General features: G+C 64.6%; 20 protein-coding genes. 8 read left to right on the top strand and 12 right to left on the bottom strand.

Features of this window, described 5'->3' with window-relative positions; all coding sequences use genetic code 11:
• The first annotated feature begins 101 nt into the window (after positions 1-101).
• The 4 genes from AC0L2F_RS26635 to AC0L2F_RS26620 all read left to right on the top strand — a co-directional run bounded on the left by AC0L2F_RS26635 (position 102) and on the right by AC0L2F_RS26620 (position 2,463).
• Entirely contained in the window at positions 102-737 is a 636-nt protein-coding gene (locus AC0L2F_RS26635; protein WP_063995213.1) for a TetR/AcrR family transcriptional regulator, read from the top strand.
• Positions 738-781: 44 nt separating this feature from the next.
• Positions 782-1,117, top strand: a complete 336-nt coding sequence (locus AC0L2F_RS26630) for a DUF6665 family protein (protein WP_473250421.1) — start codon at positions 782-784, stop codon at positions 1,115-1,117.
• A 554-nt stretch (positions 1,118-1,671) separates the two neighbouring features.
• Complete coding sequence (locus AC0L2F_RS26625) at positions 1,672-2,070, top strand: response regulator (protein ID WP_007613589.1); 399 nt, start codon at positions 1,672-1,674, stop codon at positions 2,068-2,070.
• A 15-nt stretch (positions 2,071-2,085) separates the two neighbouring features.
• Entirely contained in the window at positions 2,086-2,463 is a 378-nt protein-coding gene (locus tag AC0L2F_RS26620) for a response regulator (RefSeq protein ID WP_473250420.1), read from the top strand.
• Between the two features lie 36 nt (positions 2,464-2,499).
• On the opposite strand, the gene AC0L2F_RS26615 is transcribed toward AC0L2F_RS26620, so the two are convergent.
• From AC0L2F_RS26615 to AC0L2F_RS26585, 7 genes are all read right to left on the bottom strand, one after another.
• Positions 2,500-3,228: a Crp/Fnr family transcriptional regulator gene (locus AC0L2F_RS26615; protein ID WP_007613593.1), complete on the bottom strand. Its 729-nt coding sequence runs from the start codon at positions 3,226-3,228 to the stop codon at positions 2,500-2,502.
• 47 nt (positions 3,229-3,275) lie between these two features.
• The gene (locus AC0L2F_RS26610; RefSeq protein ID WP_473250419.1) at positions 3,276-4,655 is read right to left on the bottom strand and encodes an amidase family protein; all 1,380 of its coding nucleotides are present in this window, start codon (positions 4,653-4,655) and stop codon (positions 3,276-3,278) included.
• A 62-nt stretch (positions 4,656-4,717) separates the two neighbouring features.
• The gene (locus tag AC0L2F_RS26605; RefSeq protein ID WP_473250418.1) at positions 4,718-5,728 is read right to left on the bottom strand and encodes a taurine ABC transporter substrate-binding protein; all 1,011 of its coding nucleotides are present in this window, start codon (positions 5,726-5,728) and stop codon (positions 4,718-4,720) included.
• A 29-nt stretch (positions 5,729-5,757) separates the two neighbouring features.
• Entirely contained in the window at positions 5,758-6,597 is an 840-nt protein-coding gene (locus tag AC0L2F_RS26600; RefSeq protein WP_084777506.1) for an ABC transporter permease, read from the bottom strand.
• The gene (locus AC0L2F_RS26595; protein WP_063995211.1) at positions 6,594-7,892 is read right to left on the bottom strand and encodes a M20 family metallopeptidase; all 1,299 of its coding nucleotides are present in this window, start codon (positions 7,890-7,892) and stop codon (positions 6,594-6,596) included. The genes AC0L2F_RS26600 and AC0L2F_RS26595 overlap by 4 nt, the downstream gene beginning before the upstream one ends.
• Before the next feature lie 320 nt (positions 7,893-8,212).
• Positions 8,213-9,403 carry an extensin-like domain-containing protein gene (locus AC0L2F_RS26590; RefSeq protein ID WP_063995210.1) on the bottom strand — a complete coding sequence of 397 codons (1,191 nt, stop codon included), beginning with the start codon at positions 9,401-9,403 and terminating at the stop codon, positions 8,213-8,215.
• A 306-nt stretch (positions 9,404-9,709) separates the two neighbouring features.
• Complete coding sequence (locus AC0L2F_RS26585; protein WP_473250417.1) at positions 9,710-10,558, bottom strand: DUF2147 domain-containing protein; 849 nt, start codon at positions 10,556-10,558, stop codon at positions 9,710-9,712.
• Between the two features lie 195 nt (positions 10,559-10,753).
• Between AC0L2F_RS26585 and AC0L2F_RS26580 the strand changes: the two genes are divergently transcribed.
• On the top strand, positions 10,754-11,536 hold the full coding sequence (locus tag AC0L2F_RS26580) for a DUF2147 domain-containing protein (RefSeq protein WP_473250416.1): 783 nt from the start codon (positions 10,754-10,756) through the stop codon (positions 11,534-11,536).
• 272 nt (positions 11,537-11,808) lie between these two features.
• Positions 11,809-13,269, top strand: a complete 1,461-nt coding sequence (locus AC0L2F_RS26575) for a FecR family protein (protein WP_473250455.1) — start codon at positions 11,809-11,811, stop codon at positions 13,267-13,269.
• A 192-nt stretch (positions 13,270-13,461) separates the two neighbouring features.
• On the opposite strand, the gene AC0L2F_RS26570 is transcribed toward AC0L2F_RS26575, so the two are convergent.
• Positions 13,462-14,025 carry an NUDIX hydrolase gene (locus tag AC0L2F_RS26570; RefSeq protein WP_473250415.1) on the bottom strand — a complete coding sequence of 188 codons (564 nt, stop codon included), beginning with the start codon at positions 14,023-14,025 and terminating at the stop codon, positions 13,462-13,464.
• Positions 14,026-14,089: 64 nt separating this feature from the next.
• Positions 14,090-14,953: an archaetidylserine decarboxylase gene (gene asd, locus AC0L2F_RS26565; RefSeq protein WP_007613624.1), complete on the bottom strand. Its 864-nt coding sequence runs from the start codon at positions 14,951-14,953 to the stop codon at positions 14,090-14,092.
• 35 nt (positions 14,954-14,988) lie between these two features.
• Here asd and AC0L2F_RS26560 point away from each other — a divergent pair, with 35 nt between their 5' ends.
• Complete coding sequence (locus AC0L2F_RS26560; RefSeq protein WP_473250414.1) at positions 14,989-16,653, top strand: aminotransferase class III-fold pyridoxal phosphate-dependent enzyme; 1,665 nt, start codon at positions 14,989-14,991, stop codon at positions 16,651-16,653.
• Between the two features lie 185 nt (positions 16,654-16,838).
• Here the strand turns inward: AC0L2F_RS26560 and AC0L2F_RS26555 are convergent, their stop codons facing one another.
• The 3 genes from AC0L2F_RS26555 to AC0L2F_RS26545 form a co-directional block, all read right to left on the bottom strand.
• Positions 16,839-17,498: a hypothetical protein gene (locus AC0L2F_RS26555; RefSeq protein WP_007613626.1), complete on the bottom strand. Its 660-nt coding sequence runs from the start codon at positions 17,496-17,498 to the stop codon at positions 16,839-16,841.
• A 254-nt stretch (positions 17,499-17,752) separates the two neighbouring features.
• Positions 17,753-18,442 (bottom strand): class I SAM-dependent methyltransferase, encoded by a 690-nt coding sequence (locus tag AC0L2F_RS26550; protein ID WP_007613627.1) that lies wholly within the window; start codon positions 18,440-18,442, stop codon positions 17,753-17,755.
• A 35-nt stretch (positions 18,443-18,477) separates the two neighbouring features.
• Complete coding sequence (locus tag AC0L2F_RS26545; protein WP_473250413.1) at positions 18,478-19,530, bottom strand: glycosyltransferase family 4 protein; 1,053 nt, start codon at positions 19,528-19,530, stop codon at positions 18,478-18,480.
• 274 nt (positions 19,531-19,804) lie between these two features.
• Between AC0L2F_RS26545 and AC0L2F_RS26540 the strand changes: the two genes are divergently transcribed.
• Positions 19,805-20,512, top strand: a complete 708-nt coding sequence (locus AC0L2F_RS26540) for a L,D-transpeptidase (protein WP_473250412.1) — start codon at positions 19,805-19,807, stop codon at positions 20,510-20,512.
• Positions 20,513-20,529 lie beyond the last annotated feature (17 nt).

Here is a 20,529-nt window from a genome sequence, read left to right as displayed (position 1 = left end):
CAATATAGATAATATTCCCGGTTGGACCCTACTGGCCCGAATCCTTTATTTCGGTTTCATGATCCTGGACCGATGCAAAAACTTGCCGAGACCCTGAACCAATGGTTGTAGCCGGCCGCGAACATCTGCACGTCATCCAGGAGGAGGACAGCTCCAAACGCCGCCAGATCCTGGACGGAGCCCGCAAGGTGTTCATGGATCTCGGGTTTGATGGTGCCAGCATGGGCGAGATCGCCCGCGCGGCGCAGGTCTCGAAGGGGACGCTTTACGTCTACTTCGCGGACAAATGCGCGCTGTTCGAAGCCATCCTCGAGCAGGAGGCGCTCCAGCACGGGCAGGTCGCGTTCAATTTCGATCCGGCACGCGATGTTGAAACCACGCTGAAGGATTTCGGCCGGGCCTACAACCGTCTGCTGTGCCGGCCCGGCGGCGGATCGGCGATCCGCACCGTGATGGCGATCGCCGAGCGCATGCCCGATCTCGGCCGCCGCTACTATGCGCGGGTGCTGGACAAGTCCATCAACCGCCTCTCCGACTATCTCAAGGCCCAGGTCGCCTCCGGCGATCTCGCGATCGACGATTGCGATTTGGCGGCGTCGCAATTCATGGAACTGTGCAAGGCCTCGCTGTTCCTGCCCTTCGTCTTCCAGGCTGCACCCGCACCGTCGGAAGAGCGCATGAGCGAAGTCGTCGACAGCGCGACGCGGATGTTCCTGGCGGCGTATCGGGCGAAGTAACGGCACGCGTTGCACGTCGTTCCGTCGGTCCTATATTGGGGCTCATGTCCCGTGATCTTCGCCCGCCGGTTGATATTCTCCATTACGAGATTGTCCAGGAACAGGCCTCCGCGCTCGGACGGATGGGCCGCACGCTCGAACAGGCGCTCGCCCGCTTGCGCGAGTTCGACGCCGCCCATGCCCTCCCCGAGGTGCCGGCCGCGATGCAGCCGGCCAGGCGCAAGCTGGTGATGGAAGCCGGCCACGCACTCTGGATGTTCGTGGTGCAGCGTGAGGCGACCGGCCTGCGCGACAGCCGCCACATCATGCGGACCTACAATGTCCCGGCCGAGGTGCAGCTGTGCATGGGGCTGGTCCCAGCACCGTCCAAGTCGGCGTGAAAATGATTTGCTACGGTGCCCGGCGCTTGGGCGTGCACTCAGTGAGCTGCTGGTTGAAGCGCGACACGATGGGGCATCCGACACTTAGCTGACTTGGAATGATTCAAGCGCCGAATATTCGTTCCGAGTTCGGTATAACAGTGCACGAGCCTGATAAAAGGACCACAGCTCGGGGCTAGGCCAGCTGAGGTCCTCCGTGTGTCGGCAACACGTCGTCGAGGCGTGGGCGCGAATAATCCTCAACTTAAGAAGTGGCTGCTCCTCCCGGCATCAGCTCAAGTGCAGGGAAAAATAGGCCCCAGCTCGCGGGGGGCTTGGGGGGCATTGAGCTGGGGCCATTGGGGTCACCCTTGGGGAAGGGTATCGGGAAAACTTGGCAATGGCAGGAATGTTCCTGCATTAAATTTCGAAGAGGATTGGTGCCGCAGGCGGAATGGCACGTATTAGTCTGAGTGCCGGGTGTCCCTTGAATTGGTTCGCTTTTCGCGTTCCGTGAATGGAACAAAGACCCTTGTGTGCACTTTGTAACGTTGCGGGTGAAGCAGGGGGAAGATGTGAACACCACGGAACTTCCATCCATTCTGTTGATCGAAGACGAGGATACGATCCAACTTATCGTCGAAGAGGCTCTCTCGGAGGGAGGCTTTCAAATCGCGACCGTGAAAACGGGCGAGGAAGCCGTCACGCTTCTGAAGGGTGGTCAGCCCTACCGAGCTCTCGTCACCGACGTCAATCTGCTGGGTCGCCTTGACGGCTGGGAAGTCGCGAGAGCCGCCCGTGAGATCGACCCGCACTTTCCCGTGGTTTACATGACAGGCGGCGCGGCCGATAAGTGGCCGGTACTCGGTGTACCAAACAGCATTCTGCTTCAGAAACCATTTGCGCCTGCGCAAGTCGTTTCGGCTGTTTCTCAGCTCCTGAACGCGGTCTCGCAGCAGACGGGTCCCGCCTGAGAGACGGCGATATCCGTGTCTGCTTCAGTTCTCCTCATCGAAGATGAAGCCCTCATCCGAATGATGTTGGTTGAGATGATTGAAGAGGCGGGTCATTCAGTTGTTGCGGAAGCGGGTAACGTCACCAAAGGTGCCGTTCTAGCGACGGATGCTGAGTTCGATCTCGCGATCCTGGACATCAATCTCGGCGGCGACACCATCGAGCCAATCGCCTCGGCACTTGCGGGACGAGGCAAGCCCTTTTTCTTCGTGAGCGGGTACGGATCGTCGGGAGTGCCGGATGCATTCAGGGGCACGCCAGTTGTGACAAAGCCTTGCTTGTTGGCAGAGTTGCAAACCGCCATTGATGCAGCACTGTCGCAAGTGCCGAGCAAAAGCCTGGGGCCGATCTAGCCGATTGCGCCGGCCTGGTATCGTATGAGTACACGCCTAGTCGGTCACCTGCTTTCGGAGCGCGGCGAGATCGTTGACGACCATCTTGGTCGGGCCGGTCCAGATGATGCCGTCGTCCTGGAGGCGGCTGAGGATCAGGCTGATCGACTGGCGCGTCGCGCCGATCATGCGCGCGAGATTGGCCTGCGTGATGCGGCCGAGCGAGATCGGGCCGCTCTCGTCCTGGGCTGCGTTCTCGCACAGCTTGACCAGCAGCAGCACCAACCGTTCCGCCGCCTTCTGTCCCGCCAGCGTCTGCGCCAGCATCGAATAGGTCTCGCCCTTGAAGCCGAGGCACTCGATCAGCGCGATGGCGAACGACGGCGACTGCGCGATCAACCGGCGGACCGCGTCCTGGTCGAGATGCAGTGCTTCGACGCGCCCAAGCGCGCGGGCCGACCAGCTGTGGCGGTGATCGCCGAGGATATAGGGCGCGCCGACGAAGTCGCCGGCCTCCCAGGTCGACAGCATCAATTCGCGCCCCTGCGTGCCGGCATGGGTGCTTTCGACGATCCCGTTCAGGATGATGTGGACGCCGTTTGCGGGCTCGCCCTCCCGCAGCAGATATTCGCGGTTCTGGTAGGTCGCGAGCCTGCCGGTTCGCATCACCAGCTCCAGATCGGGCTTGTCCAACGCCTTCAGCACATAACGTCCGGTCCCGGGCCGTGACAGTTCGGCGCGCGGCTCAGCTGGATCGGCCACCTCATGCGCATCGCTGCGCTCCACGATCGGTCTCCCTTCGAGTGACGGCTCGAAGGCTAGGAGGTCTCCGCTCAGATTGCAACGCGGCGCAGATGTTCTGGCTCGGCCGCAGCCTCCGTGAAAGCGCAAGCCAGATCGGTGAGCAGGCGCTCCCGGCCGGCCGGTGCCAGGAACGTGACGCCATAGGGCACGCCGGCTGCGGTGACGGCGTTCGGAACGGCGATCGCGGCCAGGCCCAGCGGGTTGGCGTAATTGGTGTAATAGCCGTTGTTGAAATTGGCCGTCAGCGGATCGCGCGCGACGTCATCGATGCTCAGCACGGTGCCGACCGTCGGCACGACCAGCGCATCGTGATCTTGCCAGAAATCGCGCAGCGATCGCTGGACCTCCTTGACCTTGTAGAGCGCACGATAGGCGTCGGCCGCCGTGAACTTCCGGCTGCCGATGACGAGGTCGCGGACGATCTTCACGCCCGCGTCCGGGTTGGCGTCGAGGAATGCGCCGACCGAGACGTCCCGCTCGGCGAGGAAAGGTCCGAAAAACATTAAATCGTTGACCGAAATGAACGGCGCGAAATCGACCGATGCGACCGACAGATCGAGCTGCCGCAGCTTGCGAAGCCCATCGCCGAACAGCGCCTCCGTCTCCGCATTGCCAAAGAACCTGAGCTGATCCGGACGCGGCGTTGCGATGTTGAGCGGCCGCCCTGGAGATGCCTGCTCCGTCCATCCGGCGAAATCCACCGGCGAAAAACAATCCTCGGCATCGCGCCGCGCCAACACGCGATAGACGTCGTGACCATCGCGCGGATCGCGCGTGTAGAGCGAGATGGTATCAAAACTGCGGCAGGCGTAGACCATGCCGCGCTGACTGAAGGCGCCGGGCGCCGGCTTGAAGCCGGTCACGCCACAATAGGACGCCGGCACCCTGCCCGATCCGCCGGTATCGGTGCCGAACGCAAAGGACGAGGTGCCTGTCGCGACCGACACCGCGGCGCCCGAGCTGGAGCCGCCGGGGATGTAGTCCGGATTGTGCGGGTTGCGGGCGATGCCATAGGGCGAGCGTACGCCGACGAGGCCGGTCGCGAACTGATCCATATTGGTCTTGCCGAGATAGATCGCGCCGGCGGCGATGGCGTCGGCGACAACCGGGCTCGTGTCTTTCGCGGTGTAGGCGAATTCCGGGCAGGCCGAGGTGGTCTGCTCGCCGGCCACATCGATACAATCCTTGACCGAGAACACGAGGCCATAGAGCGGCAGCTCGCCGATCTCGCCAATGCGGGCATCGAGCGCATGCGCCCTTGCCATGACGCCTTCGGGATTTGCCGTCGAGATCCAGACGCCGCTCTGGTCGGCGTCGTCAAGACGCGAAAGCACACGTGCGGCGACATCGGACGGCTTGAGCTCCCCGCTGCGATAGGCGGCACGGAGGTGGCGAGGTGTGAGATTCATGTCGGTCACGTGCTTGCAGGAATTGGCAATGCGCCGGCGGGACAAGCCCGCCGGCACCGGCCCTAGCGGCCGATCACCTTCTCCAGATAGGCGGGCTGGATGAAGGCTTCGAAGTCGGCGCGCGGCAGCAGCTTCGGCAGGCGTTCCTGCTTCACCAGGAAGTCGGCGGTCGAGATCAGCGTGTCGACGAACTTGCCCTTCTTCGCGGATGTGCCGAGATATTCCTCCGTGAGCTGCTTGTTGCAGGGGACCATCCCGGTGCCCTTCATCATTCGCTGCGCGTCCTCGATCGGAAGCGAAAGCTCTTCCGCGATGATTTCGGCGGTCTTCTCCGGGTTCTTCAGCCAGAAATCGATGCCTTCGCATTCGGCCTTGATGAACTTGTCGACGTAGGACGGATACTTTTCCGCGAACGCGTTCATGACGACGCCGATGTCCCAGGTCGGGTAGCCGCGCTTGGCCATCTCGCCCGAGGTGACGAGGATCTTGCCGCCGTTCTTCACGGCCTTGCCGAGATTCGGCTCCCAGAACCAGGCCGCGTCGATGTCGCCGCGAAGCCAGGCCGCCGCGATGTCCGACGGCGCAAGATCCAGAATCTTCATCGAGGCGGGATCGACACCCTCGTCCTTGAGCGCCTGGAGCAGGAGGTAGTGTGTCGTGGAGCCGAACGGCGCCGCCACCGTCTTGCCCTTGAGGTCCTTGAGCGAGGTGATGTTCTTGTCGGTGCGAACCACCAGCGACTCGACGTAGTCGAGCATGTTGATCACCAGGATGCCCTTGATCGGCAGGGCGCGCGTCGCGCCGATCGCGGTCGGCGGATTCCCGAGGCCGCCGAAATCGACGTCGTTGCCGGCGATCGCGCGCAGCATGTCGCCGCCGCCGCCGATCTTGACGTATTTAATGTCGACGCCCGGCATCTCCTTGGCAAGCAGGCCAAGATGCTTGGTGACCAGCTGCGCATTGACGAGGTTCAGATAGCCGACGGTCACCTTCGCCGGCTTGTCCTCGGCGCGGACTGCGGGCGTGAGCGCCAACGTGGTAACCGCGAGCGTCGCAATCAGTCTCTTCATCATGGAGGTCTCCCCTACGATTAGAATTGAATTCAGGCCCACGGCATCAACAGTTTCGCGATGCCGCGCATCATGAGGTCGAGCACGACGCCGGTGAGACCGAGTACGATCAGCCCCATGATCACGACGTCGGAGAGCAGGAATTTTGCGGCGTCCCAGATCATCCAGCCGATGCCGGCGGAGGCCGCGACGATTTCGGCGGCGACGAGAACGGTGTAGGTGAATCCGAGCGAGATGCGCATGCCGGCGAGAATCAGCGGTCCCGCCGCCGGCAAATAGACGTGAAAGAGCAGGTGGCGCCGGGTCGCGCCGAGCGACTGGGCGGCGCGCACATAGACCGGGTCCACGCTGGTGACGGCCTGGATCGTCGAGATGACGATGCCCGGCAAACCGGCAAGAAACAGCAGCGACAGCTTCGAGCTCTCACCGATGCCGAGCCACATCACCAGCAGCGTATAGAGGCCGAGCGGCGGCAATGGCCGGTAGAACTCGATCAACGGATTGAGCAGCGCGCGTGCGTTGCGCGACACGCCCATGAGGACGCCGAGCGGGATGCCGATCAGGCAGGCCAGCGTGAAGGCCGTAAGGATACGATAGAGGCTTGCGCCGAGATGCTGAAGCAGCGTCGCGCCTTGATATCCCTTCGTCATCGTCTTGACGAACGCGACCCAGACCGCCTGCGGCTTCGGCAGGAACAGCTCGTTGGCCCAGCCCATCTCCGTGACGATGGCCCAGCCGGCCAGCAGCACGGCCACGGTCAGCGTCGAGAGCAGCACCGATCGCGAGACCTTCGGAAGCCGCAGCCGCAAGCTGCCGCGTCGCGTGCGATCCGGCGAGATTGGAATCGTCATGTGGGTCGCCTCGACGCTCATGCCCGCACTCCCAGGATCTGCATGATGGTCAGCGCGTAGATCCGCGTCGCCATCACCGACTTGGTGATCGAGATGTTCTCATTGTCGACGGCCCAACCGTCTTCTCCGGGACCGAACGTCACCGCATTGATGCCGGCTTCGCGGAAGCGGATCGTATCGTTGAAGGCGTTCTTGCGGTTGACCCCGGGCTCGCGGCCCATCAGACGCCGGTAAACCGCCCGCAACGAGCGGCAGGGCTCCTCCTCGACCGGCACCGGTTCGGTCGCGTTGACGAACAGCGAGCCGGGCACCTGGCGCACCTCGACCTTGACGTCGTTCATGCCGGCAAAAGTGTCCCGTCCGAGACGCTCGATGTCCGCAATCACGCTCGATAGCGTCATGCCGGGCACGATGCCGACCACGGCGAGCGTGATGGTGCAGGCATCCGGCGAGAACTGCATCTCGCCGGGCAGGCCGGACCGAATGCGCACCACGGCGCAGCAGGGCGGCGTGTGTCCCATGAACTTGCTGGGGACATGCGTGAACGCCATGTCCTTCAGTTTCGGCAACAGCTTCGCCGCTTCCATGATGGCGTTGACGCTGATGTCCGGTCGCCAGATGTGCGACTTGATCCCGTGAACGGTGAGCTCGATCAGGCAGTGGCCGGAATTGGCCACCGACAGGTTCATGCCCCAGTCCGTGTTGACGTCGCCCCAGGCGGTCGGCTCGGCGGTGATCTCGTAGTCGGCGGTCAGGCCGACCTTGTTCAACATGTAGATGGAGCCCTCGGTGCCGTTCCGCTCCTCATCGACGGTGTAGCAGCACATCAAGGTGCCATCGAACTTCACACCCGCTTCGGTCAGGGCCTGCACTGCGAGCAAGGATGCAGCGAGGTTTCCGCGCGTGTCGGACGTGCCGCGCGCATAGAGCAGATCGCCATGGCGCGTCGCCTTGAACGGATCGAAATCCGTCATGTGCCATTTCTCGGGCTCGACCGCCGGATAGGTGTCGAGATGGTCGTTGAGAATGAGCGAGGGCGCGCCGTCCCGTCCCTTCAGCACGCCAAGCACGTTCGGCCGGTGCGGCTGCGCGCTGTGCTTGGTGACCTCCATGCCGAGCGCTTCGAGCTTGCCCGCGACCAGCATCGAGATCGCCTCTTCCTCGGCCGGCGGCAAATCGGGATCCAGCGGATTGCCGGAACGTGGCTGGCCGGTGCGGATCAGTTCGGACGCGAGTTCAAGCCAGCGCTCCTCCGTGATGCGCGACAGCACGCGCTGTTCGAGATCCGAATAAGGAGGGGTGACAGGCATCTGCATGACGGGATCCGCTGGCTCACGGCGCCGGCAGCGCCGCTTCGTGGCAGCCTCCTCATTGCAGCGAGCGTGCCAACTGCCGAAAAAGCCTGCGGCAGCACAATTGTCTTTCTGACTTCAATGGCTTAGGCGAGATTTGCGTGTGCGCAAATTTTTGCGCTCGAGATGCGCTCTGCCGAAGACGCGGCGTCCGCTGAACAGGCAGGGCTCAGCGCGAGGCCGGCCGGCGTGGGGTCGTAGTCCGCATGGAGCGAAGCGGAATGCGGGAACGCCGTCCCTGGATTGCGCTTCGCTCCATCCAGGCTACGGATCGTGCGCAAGCCTCAATCGTCGGCGTACTCGTCCTCTTCGTGTTTTCGCGCCATGCTCTTGCGCGTACCCAGCGAGCCGGTCACGGAGGGATCGCGCGCATTCGCATAAGGATTGCGCCCGCCCGCCCGCGCGGCGACCTCTTCGCCGGAGACGGCGGCGGGCTGGCAGATCAGTCGGCGGCTGGCGCGGCGCATCAGATCGACGTGGATGTGATCGTAATGGTAGACGTTCGAGCCCGGCGCCAGCACCGTGGTGAAATGCACGCACGCGCCCGACTGCACGTCGCGCAGGAAGCCCTGCTCTTCCGGCATGCCACGCCAGCCATCCTTCACGGTAACGCGGCGGCCGTCGGCGAGCACGAAGGCGGCGATGTCGAGCGCGTTGCCGAAGGCGTGCTCGGAAATATGGGCGTGCGAATTGCCGTTCATGCCGCGGCAGGAATAGGCGGAGATCTGCTTGATCTCCGCGACGCGGGTGCCGAACCAGCGCATCGCCGAGGGCTGCACGGTGTCGGCGAGCCAGCGGTCGAGCTCGGAGACGATCGGACAGGCCAGCGTCGCAACCGGCTTGATCGCAACAGGGCCGACGGCGGTGACGGGATTGCCCCGTGCCGGACCAAGGCGCGGCAGCGGTTGCTGCGCGGGCGCCTGCGAGTACGGCGCCGGCCGCGCCGGATAGCTCGGCGCATTCATGTAGCGCGACGCACCCGCGGCATCGGTGCCCTCGGGCGGCAGATCGATCTCGTCTTCCTGCTGATCCACGCCGGGTGCGTTCAACGACACCGGGCCGGACGGCGCGCCATAGCCGGACGGCTGTCGCACCGCGCTCTCGGGATAGTTCGAGCGTTGCGGATAGCTCTGGCTTTGCGGGTAATTCGATCGCGGCTGCGTCACCGGCCAGCGCGGCTGGCTGCCGACGTTCCCGGGCGGTCGCAATTCCTCGTCGGCAAAGCCGTAACTGCTCGAGCCTTCGCCGAGGGCGGCGACCTTGAGCGGAAACTCGGCGCCGCACATGCCCGGCCCGGAAATCGGGTCGATGCGGACGAGATCCGGCCCCTCTTTCACCGCGCCTGATTTCAGGCATGCGGCTTCGGCCTCGGCCCGCCACGGTTCACGTTCGGCCTGAAAGAAGCCGCGGCCGCAACCCGCTAACGAAACAAGGACGATGGAGCCGACGAGATACAAACGAACTCCGCGCGTCATGCACGCACGTTCGGTGAATTTACTTAAAGACTCTTCAACGTGTTGATTTCAGTATTCTTTAACCATGTCAGCCCGCGCCGGCAGCAGCGCCTGCCGGTGACGAGTGACAGCAAGGCTGACTTTTTCGAAAAGAGACTTTCTGTTAACCATGACGCTCTCGCGCAAGGCGGCGCGACAGCGGGAGCGACCTCATGACGTTCGCCGGGAGACTGAGCGTTATCACCGCGTACCTCGCCATGGCCTTTGTCGGCGCCATCGTGCTCGGCATGATCTAGCGGCTTCAGCCGGAGGTACCGAACGCTTCCCTTACGACCGCGCGCTCCATTGCCGCGACGTCGTGATCAGCTTCTCCGGCCGCTCTTCGGCGCGCGTCCAGTCGTTGCCGGAACACCAGAAGTGGCCCAGTGCGCAGGCTTCGACGTGGAGCTTGCCGGAGTTCTTCAGCGTCATCGTCGCATAATAGGTGCTGCCGCTCGAGCGGCTGTAGATGTTGCCGGTCCAAACGTCGTGCGTTTTCGGCTTCATGTTGACAAGCACGCTCTCACCCCTGGTCGACGCTTCAGTCAGCGCGAAGCCGCACAGTGCCGGTCCACAGCGTTCGATGCGGACCGTGCCCTTGGCGCCTGCGCTCTCCCATTCGCCGAGCGGCAAATAGGCCTGCTCATCGTCACCGCGCTCCGGGCTCGTCACGGCCTGCTCAAGCTCCGGCCTTGACGCGACGACGGGCGCCTCCATGCGCGGCGGATCGAGCGCGACGATCTTCGGCGGATCCATCCGCGGTAGCTCGACCCGTGGCGGATTGGAGCTTGCGGCCTGCGGCGGGACAATTGGCTGCGACGTCGTTGAAGCAAGGACAGGAGCCGCCGGCGCCGGTGGAGGCGCGACCACAATGGCTTGCGCCGGCCTGACCGGAGCCACGGGATAGAGCGGCTGCGGCGGCGGAAGCACCGGCGTCGGCGCCGGTGTCGTATCGACGTTCGGCCGAAAGCTGCGATGGGAGGAAACCGAGACACAGGAAGCCGATCGGCAATGGCTGGGCGCCTCGACCTGAAATCGATGACCGCCAATCGAGAACGCATAGGACCCGGCCTCGGCTGCGGGCGCAATCGCCATCAGCGCGATCAATGTGCCAAGCGAAGTCACAAGCCGCATCATCGGCGCCTCCCTCTGTATGGCGACGAGGTTACCCGGATGGAATCGCGGCTGAATGTGCGCTGCGTCACCCATCCGCGGCGAGCCGTTGTGACGTCTATCACAGAACGTCCGACCAGCCCGGCGTAGGGTCGAACCACGCTTCATCCACCCGCGACTTCAGTCCCATCGGGACCCACACATTCTTCGGAGGTTGTCATGAACAAGCTCACCATCGCCGCCACTGCCCTCTTCCTCGCGTCCACCGCCGCCGCGCATGCCGGCAATTCGCTCTCGTTCCAGATCGAGGGGCAGCACATCCGCATCGAGACGCCGCGCAACTGCGCCTCGCTCAATTGCGTGACCATCGTGGCGCCGGGCCTCTCGGACAAGCCGATCAAGCTGAACAACATCAACCTCAAGGGCTTGGGCTCGAAGGACGATGACATCGACACCACGCCGGCTCCGGCTCCGGCCACGACCGCGCAGCCCGCGCCGGCTCCGGTGCAGCAGCAGCCCGTGCAGCAGGCCCCCGTGCAGGCGAACGCACCGGCAGCGCCCGCTATCGCGGCACCGAGCACGACGGTTGCCGCTGCCCCGTCCGCCGGCTACGACGCCACGACACAGACCGCGCCCGCTGCGGCTCCCGCTCCCGCTGCTGCGCCCGCGCCGGTCGCGGTTGCTCCGGCCCCGGTGCCCGCCGCGCCTGTCGCGGTTGCCAACACGCCGATCGGCGTCTGGGCCACCGAAGAGAACAAGGGCAATGTTCGCGTCGAACAGTGCGGCGTCAATCTCTGCGGCTACGCCGCGAAGACCAACGAGCGCATCCTGATCAACATGAAGCCCGACGGCGCGAAGTGGAGCGGCCGCATCCACGATCCCGATTCCGGCCGCAACTACGACTCGACGATCGCGATGAAAGGCCCGAATGCAATGCGCGTGCAGGGCTGCGCCTTTGGCGGCATGTTCTGCGGCGGCCAGACCTGGAAGCGCGTGAGCTGAAGCCAAAGGTGTCGTCTCCAACACATCCGCATTCTTCGTCATGCCCGGGCTTGTCCCGGGCATCCACGTTCTTAGTCCCGCGCTTCAAGGCGTGGATGGCCGGGACAAGCCCGGCCATGACGGTGGACAGGCTTGGCCACAAGCTAGCATCGCGTACCGTTTGAACGTTCACCGCCGCCGTGCGATAGACATTCATCCGCCGTTCACCTGCATCAGGATGATATCGGTCGATCTCGCCTCGCGTTTCTCACCGGGACCTCCTCGTGACTTTTATCGTGGCCTGGCGCCGCTTCTTGTTCGCGCTTGTGCTGCTGGCGTTGCCGGCCGGCGCGAGCGTTGCGTTCGCATTCGATGCGATCGAGCTTGCGCAGGCGCAGCCACAAGCGCAGCCGTCGCCCGCCCCCTCGCCGACGCCATCGGCTTCACCCGCTCCCGCGACCGAGGCGCAGCCCGCCGCCGTCGAGCCGATCGGCAACGTCGCGACGGTGACGGGCATCGCGACCGTGATCCGCGACAAAAATTCCTATCCGCTGCGGGTGCGCGACGACATCTATCTCAACGACGTCGTGCAGACTTCGTCGAACTCCTCGCTCGGTATCACCTTCGACGACGCGACCACGTTCAACCTCTCCGCAAGCACGAAGATCACCATCGACACTTACGTCTATGAGGACGGCGGCAAGCACAACGCAGGCATTTTCGACATCGGCAAGGGCACCGTCGCCTTCGTCGCGGCGGCGGTGGCAAAGACCGGCGACATGAAGATCACGACGCCGACGGCGACGCTCGGCATTCGCGGCACCACGGGCGTCGTCGACGTGCCGGAAGGCGCGGCCGCGAACAACGCCAACAACGTCAACATCAAGCTCTATCCCGACGCCGACGGCCGGGTCGGACACATCGACGTCGACGACCGCACGAGCGGGACGCGGCTCGGCGCGCTGACGCAAGGCGCGAGCGGTTTTGCGATCCGGCCGGGCGCCGCCGCTGCCGGCGTTATGCGCTTTGCCGCGGTGCCGATCACGATTCCCGCACAGCAGATCGCGCGCGACCGCGGCTTCGTCAGCCAGGTGCATCTGGCGCAGACCACGGGCCGGCAGATCGTCACCGAGCAGCGCGACTTCCGCCGCGCCAATCCGACCGCGAGCCCGCGCATTCCGCGGCCGTTCCAGCCGTCGCAACAGCAACAATTGCGGCCGAACACGGCGCCAGGACAACAGCCGCAACAGCCGCAGCGGCCGAACGGTCAGCCCGGTCAGAACAACCGTCCAGGCCAGCAGCAGCCGGGCGCGCCAGGCCGTCAAGGCGCCCAGCCGCCGCAGCGGCAGGGGCAAGGACAGGGTCAAGGCGGCGCGGTGCAACCGGGGACGCCGCGCGCGGGTCAAGGTCAACAGCAACAAGGCCAGAAGCAAGGCGCGGGACGTCCGGCGGGCCCACCGCGCGCCGGTCAAGGCACGCAGCCTGACGGCACCCCGCAAACCCCGCCGCGACGCGGTGGACAGATTCCGACGCAGCCCGGCGGAGTCGCGCCGCCGCAGCCGGCCGGAACGCAGCAGCAGCTTGGCCCGCAGCCGCAACTTCCGCGCACCGGCATGCAGCCCGGCCAGCCGCCCGCTGCTCAACAGCCGGGCCTGCAGCGCCCGGGCGGATTCCAGCAACGTCTCCCCGCCGCACAACGCCACGCAGCGCCGCGAAGGCCAGCGCCGGTCCCGAAGGAGAAGGAGCGGCGGTGACTTCTTCCTTCTCCCCTTGTGGGAGAAGGTGGCGCGAAGCGCCGGATGAGGGGTCGCTTCAGCGAACTCAACTGCAACAGATTCGCGCGCCGAGAGAACCCCTCACCCGTCTCGCCGCTTCGCGGCGAGCCACCCTCTCCCACAAGGGGAGAGGGGAACTGTCAGCGCGGCTCGACAGCGATGTTGCTAAACTCACGCCTCGCCGCGCAGCCAGGCTTTCATCTTCTGCAACAGACCGTGCCGCAACTCGCCCACCGAGGCCGCTTCAGCCGGTGTCAGTGTCTGCAAAGCTGCGTCGACCTCGCTGGTTGCCAGCGTCGGCTCGGGCGCGGACGACGATGCAAGCCCCGCCGCCGCAAGCGCGATCGGGCCAACCTGGGTCAGGAACACACGCTCGTACTCGCGCGACAGGCGCGCGAGCGCGTCTTCCAGCGTGAGCCAGTCGACTGCCTTGATGTCGTTCATCAGCTTGCGGACCGGACCGTCCCCGGCCTCCATCCGCCAGAAATGTACGACCTTGGAACGTCCGCCCGACTGATAGACGAGCGTGCCCAAAAATTCGTGGATGGCGACCTCGTGACCGGTCTCTTCCAGCACCTCGCGATGCGCGGCTTGCTTCGGCGTCTCGCCGTCGTCGAGCTTGCCCTTGGGCAAAACCCATTCGTTGCGCTTGCGCTGGCGCACGACGGCGATCAGCGGCGGCGCACCTTGCCGCAGCACAATACCACCCGCCGCCATGACCGGCGCCCGTGCCATCACCGAATCCGTCGTAGAAAAGTCCCCACGAACGATATAGGCGGCCGACGCGGCGGATTGAAGGCTAGTTTTTTCTCAGCAACGCTTGACCCGCGCGAATGCGCGTGCCTTCGGCGATGCCGTCGCAGAAGGTGAAATCGCCGGGCGCGAGGATGATGATGGTCGAGCCATGCTCGAACCAGCCGAGCTCCTCGCCCTTGCTCACGTTGACGTCGCAGGGAAAATTGACCGGCCCCCTCGTCTGCGCATTCAGCACCATGTCGAGGAAATGCAGACGGATGCTTGCGACCAGGATCGCGGCGACCGGGACCAGCGTCACGGCTTCGCCAGTTGATAGACGCGTGCGGATCACCGCGCGTTCGTTCTTGCAGAAGAGACGCTCAACCCGCTTCAGCGCGATCGGGTTGACGTTCCAGACGTCGCCATGGATCAGCGTGACGCGCTCGATATGTGCGTCAAAGGGCGCATGGAAGCGATGATACATGCTCGAGGTCAGCCGCAGCGTGACGAAGGAGCCGTTGCGGTGCTGGTCGACCAGCACGGAATCGCCGAGCAGATCGAGCAGCGAGTACGGCGCGCCCTTGACCTGGAACAGCTCGGTGTCGGCGATCCGGCCATGAGCGCCGACGATGCCGTCGGACGGACTGGCGACAATCGAGGGGTCCGGATCAAAGGGCCGCAAGCCGGGCTTGAGCTCCCGGGTGAAGCAGTCGTGCAGACTCCTGAAATGGGTCTTCCGCGCCTCCGACAGATCGAGGTCGGAGAACAGCTTCCACAGCGCGATGGAGCCGTCCCGCACAAGCGGGTTCTCGATCTTGGAGAACCAGCCCATGAAGCGGGTCAGCGCGGCGCGGGGGATGCGGTTGGTCAGCAGGAAGTTGAGGTCTTCCTGCTGGGTGAAAGAGGCGATGAGGGCTTTGACTGTCATGAATCTGTCAGCTCGCAGTATTAGCGCTTGTTGTCATGGAAACGACACTCCCGATTCTTTCTTTGTCCGTGGCCGCCGCAGCGTCCGCTGCCGCCGCCTTCCCGAAGATCAAGGCGCGGATCGCATTGTCCCGCGCCAAGCACCGCTCGCTCGCCGGGCACTCCAAGATGTCGCGCCGCGTGGCCAGGCTGCTTCCGTTCTACGAATTCGAAGGCGATGCGTACTTCGCCTGCGACGGCGCGCCGGCGAACATCGCAGGCCTGCGCAAGGACGGCTTCTTCCGCCTCGCAAGCCTCTACGCCGAGCGCTACCCCAAGGGCCGCGCGATGACGAAGGAAGCGGCGGAAAAGATCTCCGACCTGCACTTCACCGAAACCTACCGCGTGCCGTTCCAGTTCTCGCGTCTCGTCCGCGAGCATTTGGGCACCTCGACCTTCGTGGAGTCCTCGCGCGGCGTCACCGTCACAGATGTCGACGGCAACACCTCCTATGACCTCACGGGGTCCTACGGCGTCAACATCTTCGGCAACGACTTCTACAAGGAGTGCATCGAGGGCTCCGAGAAGCGCGCGCACGCGCTTGGACCGGTGCTCGGCCCCTACCACCCCGTCATCCTCGATAACGTGGCGCGGCTGTGCCAGATCTCGGGCCTCGACGAAGTGTCGTTCCACATGTCCGGCACCGAGGCCGTGATGCAGGCGGTGCGGCTCGCGCGCTACCACACCAGGCGCACCCATCTCGTTCGTTTCGCCGGCGCCTACCATGGCTGGTGGGGCGACGTGCAGCCCGGCGTCGGCAATCCGATTCCCGCGCACGAGACCTACACCCTCGCCGAGATGTCGGAGAAGACGCTGCACGTGCTGCGCACGCGCAAGGACATTGCCTGCGTGCTGGTCAATCCGCTGCAGGGGCTGCATCCGAATGGCAACGCGCCCGGCGATTCCTCGCTGGTCGATTCCTCCCGCGGCGGCAATTTCGATCGCGCGGCCTACACCGAATGGCTCAAGCAGTTGCGCGAGGTCTGCGACGAGCGCGGCATCGTGCTGATCTTCGACGAGGTCTTCGTCGGCTTCCGCCTCGCCGCAGGCGGCGCCCAGGAGTACTTCGGCGTCCGCGCCGACATGGTGACTTACGGCAAGAGCCTCGCCGGCGGCTTGCCGATCGGCGTGGTCTGCGGCAAACGCGAGCTGATGCGCCGCTTCCGCGACGATCGTCCCGCCGACGTCTGCTTCGCCCGCGGCACCTTCAACTCGCATCCCTACGTCATGACGGCGATGGACGAGTTTCTGAGCCGGCTCGCCAGCCCGAACTTCCGTGCCGTCTATGAAGGGTTGGATGAGACCTGGAATGAGCGCGCGCAAAAGCTCAACCGGATGATGACGGAGGCCGACCTGCCGGTGCGGTTCGCGAACTTCTCGTCGATCTGGACGGTGAAATACACCACGCCGTCCCGTTACAACTGGATGCTGCAATATTACCTGCGCGCCGAAGGCCTGTCCCTGAGCTGGGTCGGCACCGGCCGGCTGATCTTCAGCCTGAACTACACCGATGCCGATTTCGCCGAGGTCGCCGAGCGTTTCGTCCGCGCGGCCGAGAAGATGAAGGCCGACGGCTTCTGGTGGCACGATGGCGTCCTCACCAACAAGACCATCAAGCGGCAGATCCTGAAAGAGATGCTGGCCAAGCGCTTCGGGCGCTGAGGCCAACTCCGCCGATGGCGTCGTTGCCGGGCCTGTCCCGGCCATCCACGCGCTTCTGCGCGAGAGCTCCAACACGTGGATGCCCGGGCCTTCGCCTCGCCGAAGCGGCTTCGGCCGCGCAGGCGGGACGAGCCCGGGCATGACGCAACCATCAGACATCGGAGGACTTGGTGAGAACGGCGCGTTCAGGCGTGCTGCTCTTCGAGCGTGGGCTCGCCGATCAGGCCCAGCGTGTGCTCGGGGTTGAGGTGCAGGCCGGGATCCATCAGCTCACCACGCATCAGCGCCAGCGGCGCGTTGCGGTAGAGCATCAAATCGTGGAAGGGATCGGTCAGTATCTTCGTCATCCAGACGAGGCCGGTCTCGACGTCGCGGATGAAGAACAGGTGCACCGTGCGGAACAGGAGGCCACCGCCGCCGACCACGAGCCAGATCTTGGCGACCTGCCGCATGAAGTCGGTCGCGCCCGCCCAGGGCGTGAACAGCCCGAACAGCGTGGGATCGACGACGAGCACCAGCGGCGACAGCGCCCAGATCGACATCAGCACCACCTTGCGCTGAAGATTGTAACCGACCTTGATCTCTTCCTTGTGCTCGTGCGTCGCCTGGTTGATCTGGTCGTAGCCGTGCGGCTCGAAGAAGAAATGACCGGCCTGGCGCGAGGTCATCGAGACCAGCCAGCCGACCAGCGCCGATACCATGGGATCGATGAACAGCCAGACATAGGCGAACAGGAAGCTCAGCGCACTGACGAAGTGCAGGGCCTGATTGATGCGGCTGTGGTGATAGTAGCGATGGTCGTCCCAGCGCTGGATCCGCAGCTGCTCGAGATAGTTCTTGATCATGCTCTCCCCCAAATGCTTTCGGGTTCAGGATTTACAGAGATTCGATGTAGGCCGTGTGACATCATCATTTTGTCATGTGACGATGTGCAGCGACGCGGTGACGCACGGGTTACGCTCTATCCCCTCGTCCTGAGGAGCTTGCGAAGCAAGCGTCTCGATGGGCGAGGCCCGCCTGGTGACGGCCGGGCCTCTATGGTTCGAGACGGCGCTTGCGCGCCTCCTCACCATGAGGAGAAACAGTCAAGCCGCCTTCTTCAAGCCGCCTTGGCGACGTCGATCTTGCGGAAGCGCACCAGCGAGAAATGACCGAGCGGCGGAATCAGGCGGCGCTCGGCGAGCTCGATGCCGGCGGCACCCGCCAGCCATTTGGCATAGCGCGACCAGGCGAACTCGGCGGTGCGGAAGCCGAGCGGACGCACCACCGGCTGCAGCTTCTGCTCGATGAAGCGGCGCATGCCGGTATCGGCGCTGACGCGCGTCAGGATGATCAGCTCGCCGCCCGGGCGCAGCACGCGGGCGAATTCGTCCAGCGCGACTTCCGGATTCGGCACGGCGGTGACGACGTATTGCGCCATCACGACGTCGAAGGAGCTATCGGGGAATTCGAGCTTCTCGGCGTCCATCACCGCGAGGCCTTCGACGTTGTTCAGTTTGCCCTCAGCGACGCGCTGGCGCGCCTTGTCGAGCATCGCCTCCGAGATGTCGGTGCCGAAGATGCGCAGATGCGGCGCGTAGAGCGGCAGCGAGATGCCGGTGCCGACGCCGACCTCGAGCACCCGGCCGCCGATCTTGTTGGTGGCGGCGATCGCGGCCTGCCGGCCCTTGGCGAACACGCCTCCGAACACGAGGTCGTAGACCGGCGCCCAGCGATCATAGGCCTGCTCGACAGTACCACGGGTGAGGTCGAGCTGCTGGGTGCCGTCAAGGTTCATGATCTTAGCCATCGATGAGGTTCTCGCTGTGGTTCGAAACGTTGGGGTCAACCGCGCACCGGCCGCCGCGCCATGCGAGGCGAGGCGCGCAAGGCGCGGCTGGGCTGAAGTGAGGTGAGGTTGCCGACGAACTGGCGCGCGCTGTTTTCCCAGGAACGCTCCAGCGCGAAATTGCGGCAGGTTTCGCGCGACATGGTGAGCGCGCGCAGGCACGCGGCGCGCAGATCGTTGTCGATCGCGCCGATCGGATGATCGGCGATGACGTCCTTCGGACCCGTTACCGGAAACGCCGCAACCGGCGTGCCGCAGGCGAGCGCTTCGAGCTGCACCACGCCGAACGTGTCGGTCAGGCTCGGAAACACGAACACGTCGGCGGCGGCGAGATGCGCGGTGAGATCCGCACCCTTCTTCTCGCCGAGAAACACAACGTCCGGATATTTCTTTTCGAGCGCAGCCTTCTGCGGTCCGTCGCCGATGACGATCTTGGTGCCGGGCAGGTCGAGCGAGAGGAACGCTTCGAGATTCTTCTCCACCGCAACGCGGCCCATCGTCATGAAGATCGGCCCGGGCAGATCGAGCTTGGCCGGAGAGTCGGGATGGAACAGCTCGGTGTTGACGCCGCGGGTCCAGAAGCCGAGCCGCTTGAAGCCGCGCTCGGAGAGCTCCTGCCGCAGCGAGGGCGTCGCCACCATGGTCATGGCGGCGGCATCATGGAAGTGGCGCAGCACGGCATAGCCGACGCTCGCCGGAATGCCGGTCCGCACCGAGACGTATTCGGGAAAGCGCGTGGTGTAGGAGGTGGTGAAGGCGAGCCGGTTGCGACGGCAATAAGCCCGCGCCGCCCAGCCGATCGGCCCTTCGGTCGCGATGTGCAGCGCCTCCGGCGCCGCCTTCTCGATCCGCCGCGCAATCTCCTTGCCGCTCGGCAGCGCAATGCGCAGCCCCGGATAGGTCGGCAACGGCCACGAACGAAAGCCGTCCGGCGTCAGGAAGTCGATCTCGACATCCAATGCCTTGGCAGCGCCAGCCAGTGAGGTCAGCGTCCGGACCACACCGTTGACCTGCGGATGCCAGGCGTCAGTCGCGATTAATACCCGCATGGGGAAATCCCGAGATTTTTATGATTCTCGGCTTTGGACCATCAACCACGGATATTTCAGGCGTGTGACGTCATGGAAGTGTCGGCCCGCTGTTTTGTTCGTTAACGGGTCTGCGCAGCCACGAAACCGTCATGAAACAATCCTTGCCGCCATGAAGCCGTTTTCGGTTTTCCGCGCAAACGTCCCGAAACTTCTTTCCGTTAGTGATTTACGCAACAGAGCACCGAAACGGTGCCGGGGTGACCAAGAAACACCGCGCAGACAGGGGCGACCAATGATCAATCTGGAGACGTTGAGGACTTATTCGCGCGCCGTTGCGTTTGGCGCAGTGGCTGTCACCGCGATCGCGTTCGCCGGCCCGGCCAGGGCCGCGCCTGTGCAGCTCTTCCCCTTCTTCCAGCCGCTGCCGCCGATCGCAGCGCCGCAGCCGTACCAGCCCTATCAAGCCGCGCCCTATCAGGCCGCGCCGTCCGAAGATCAGGACGCTGTCGAAACGCCGGCCCGCTTCCGTCGCCAGACCGTCTCCTACGCGACGCGTGAGGCGCCCGGCACCATCATCATCGATACGCCCAACACCTATCTCTATCTGGTGCTCGGCAACGGCCAGGCGATCCGCTACGGCATCGGCGTCGGCCGCGACGGCTTCACCTGGTCCGGCACCCAGTCGGTGACCAAGAAGGCGGAGTGGCCGGATTGGACCCCGCCGCCGGAGATGATCGCCCGCCAGCCTTATCTGCCGCGCCACATGGCCGGCGGTCCCGGCAATCCGCTCGGCGCCCGCGCCATGTATCTCGGCGGCACCATCTATCGCATCCACGGCACCAACGCCCCCGACACCATCGGCAAGCACGTCTCCTCCGGCTGCATCCGCCTGACCAATGACGACGTTGCGGACCTCTACTCCCGCGTCAACGTCGGCACCAAGGTCATCGTGCTGCCGATGACGGAACGCCGCGCGGATCTCGGCGCCGCGACGCGGTAAGCGACAGGACATTGTGA

The organism is Bradyrhizobium sp. Ken64, assembly GCF_055807555.1.
Note: the sequence above shows the minus strand (reverse complement) of the source record. Positions and strands in the feature narration are given on the sequence as shown.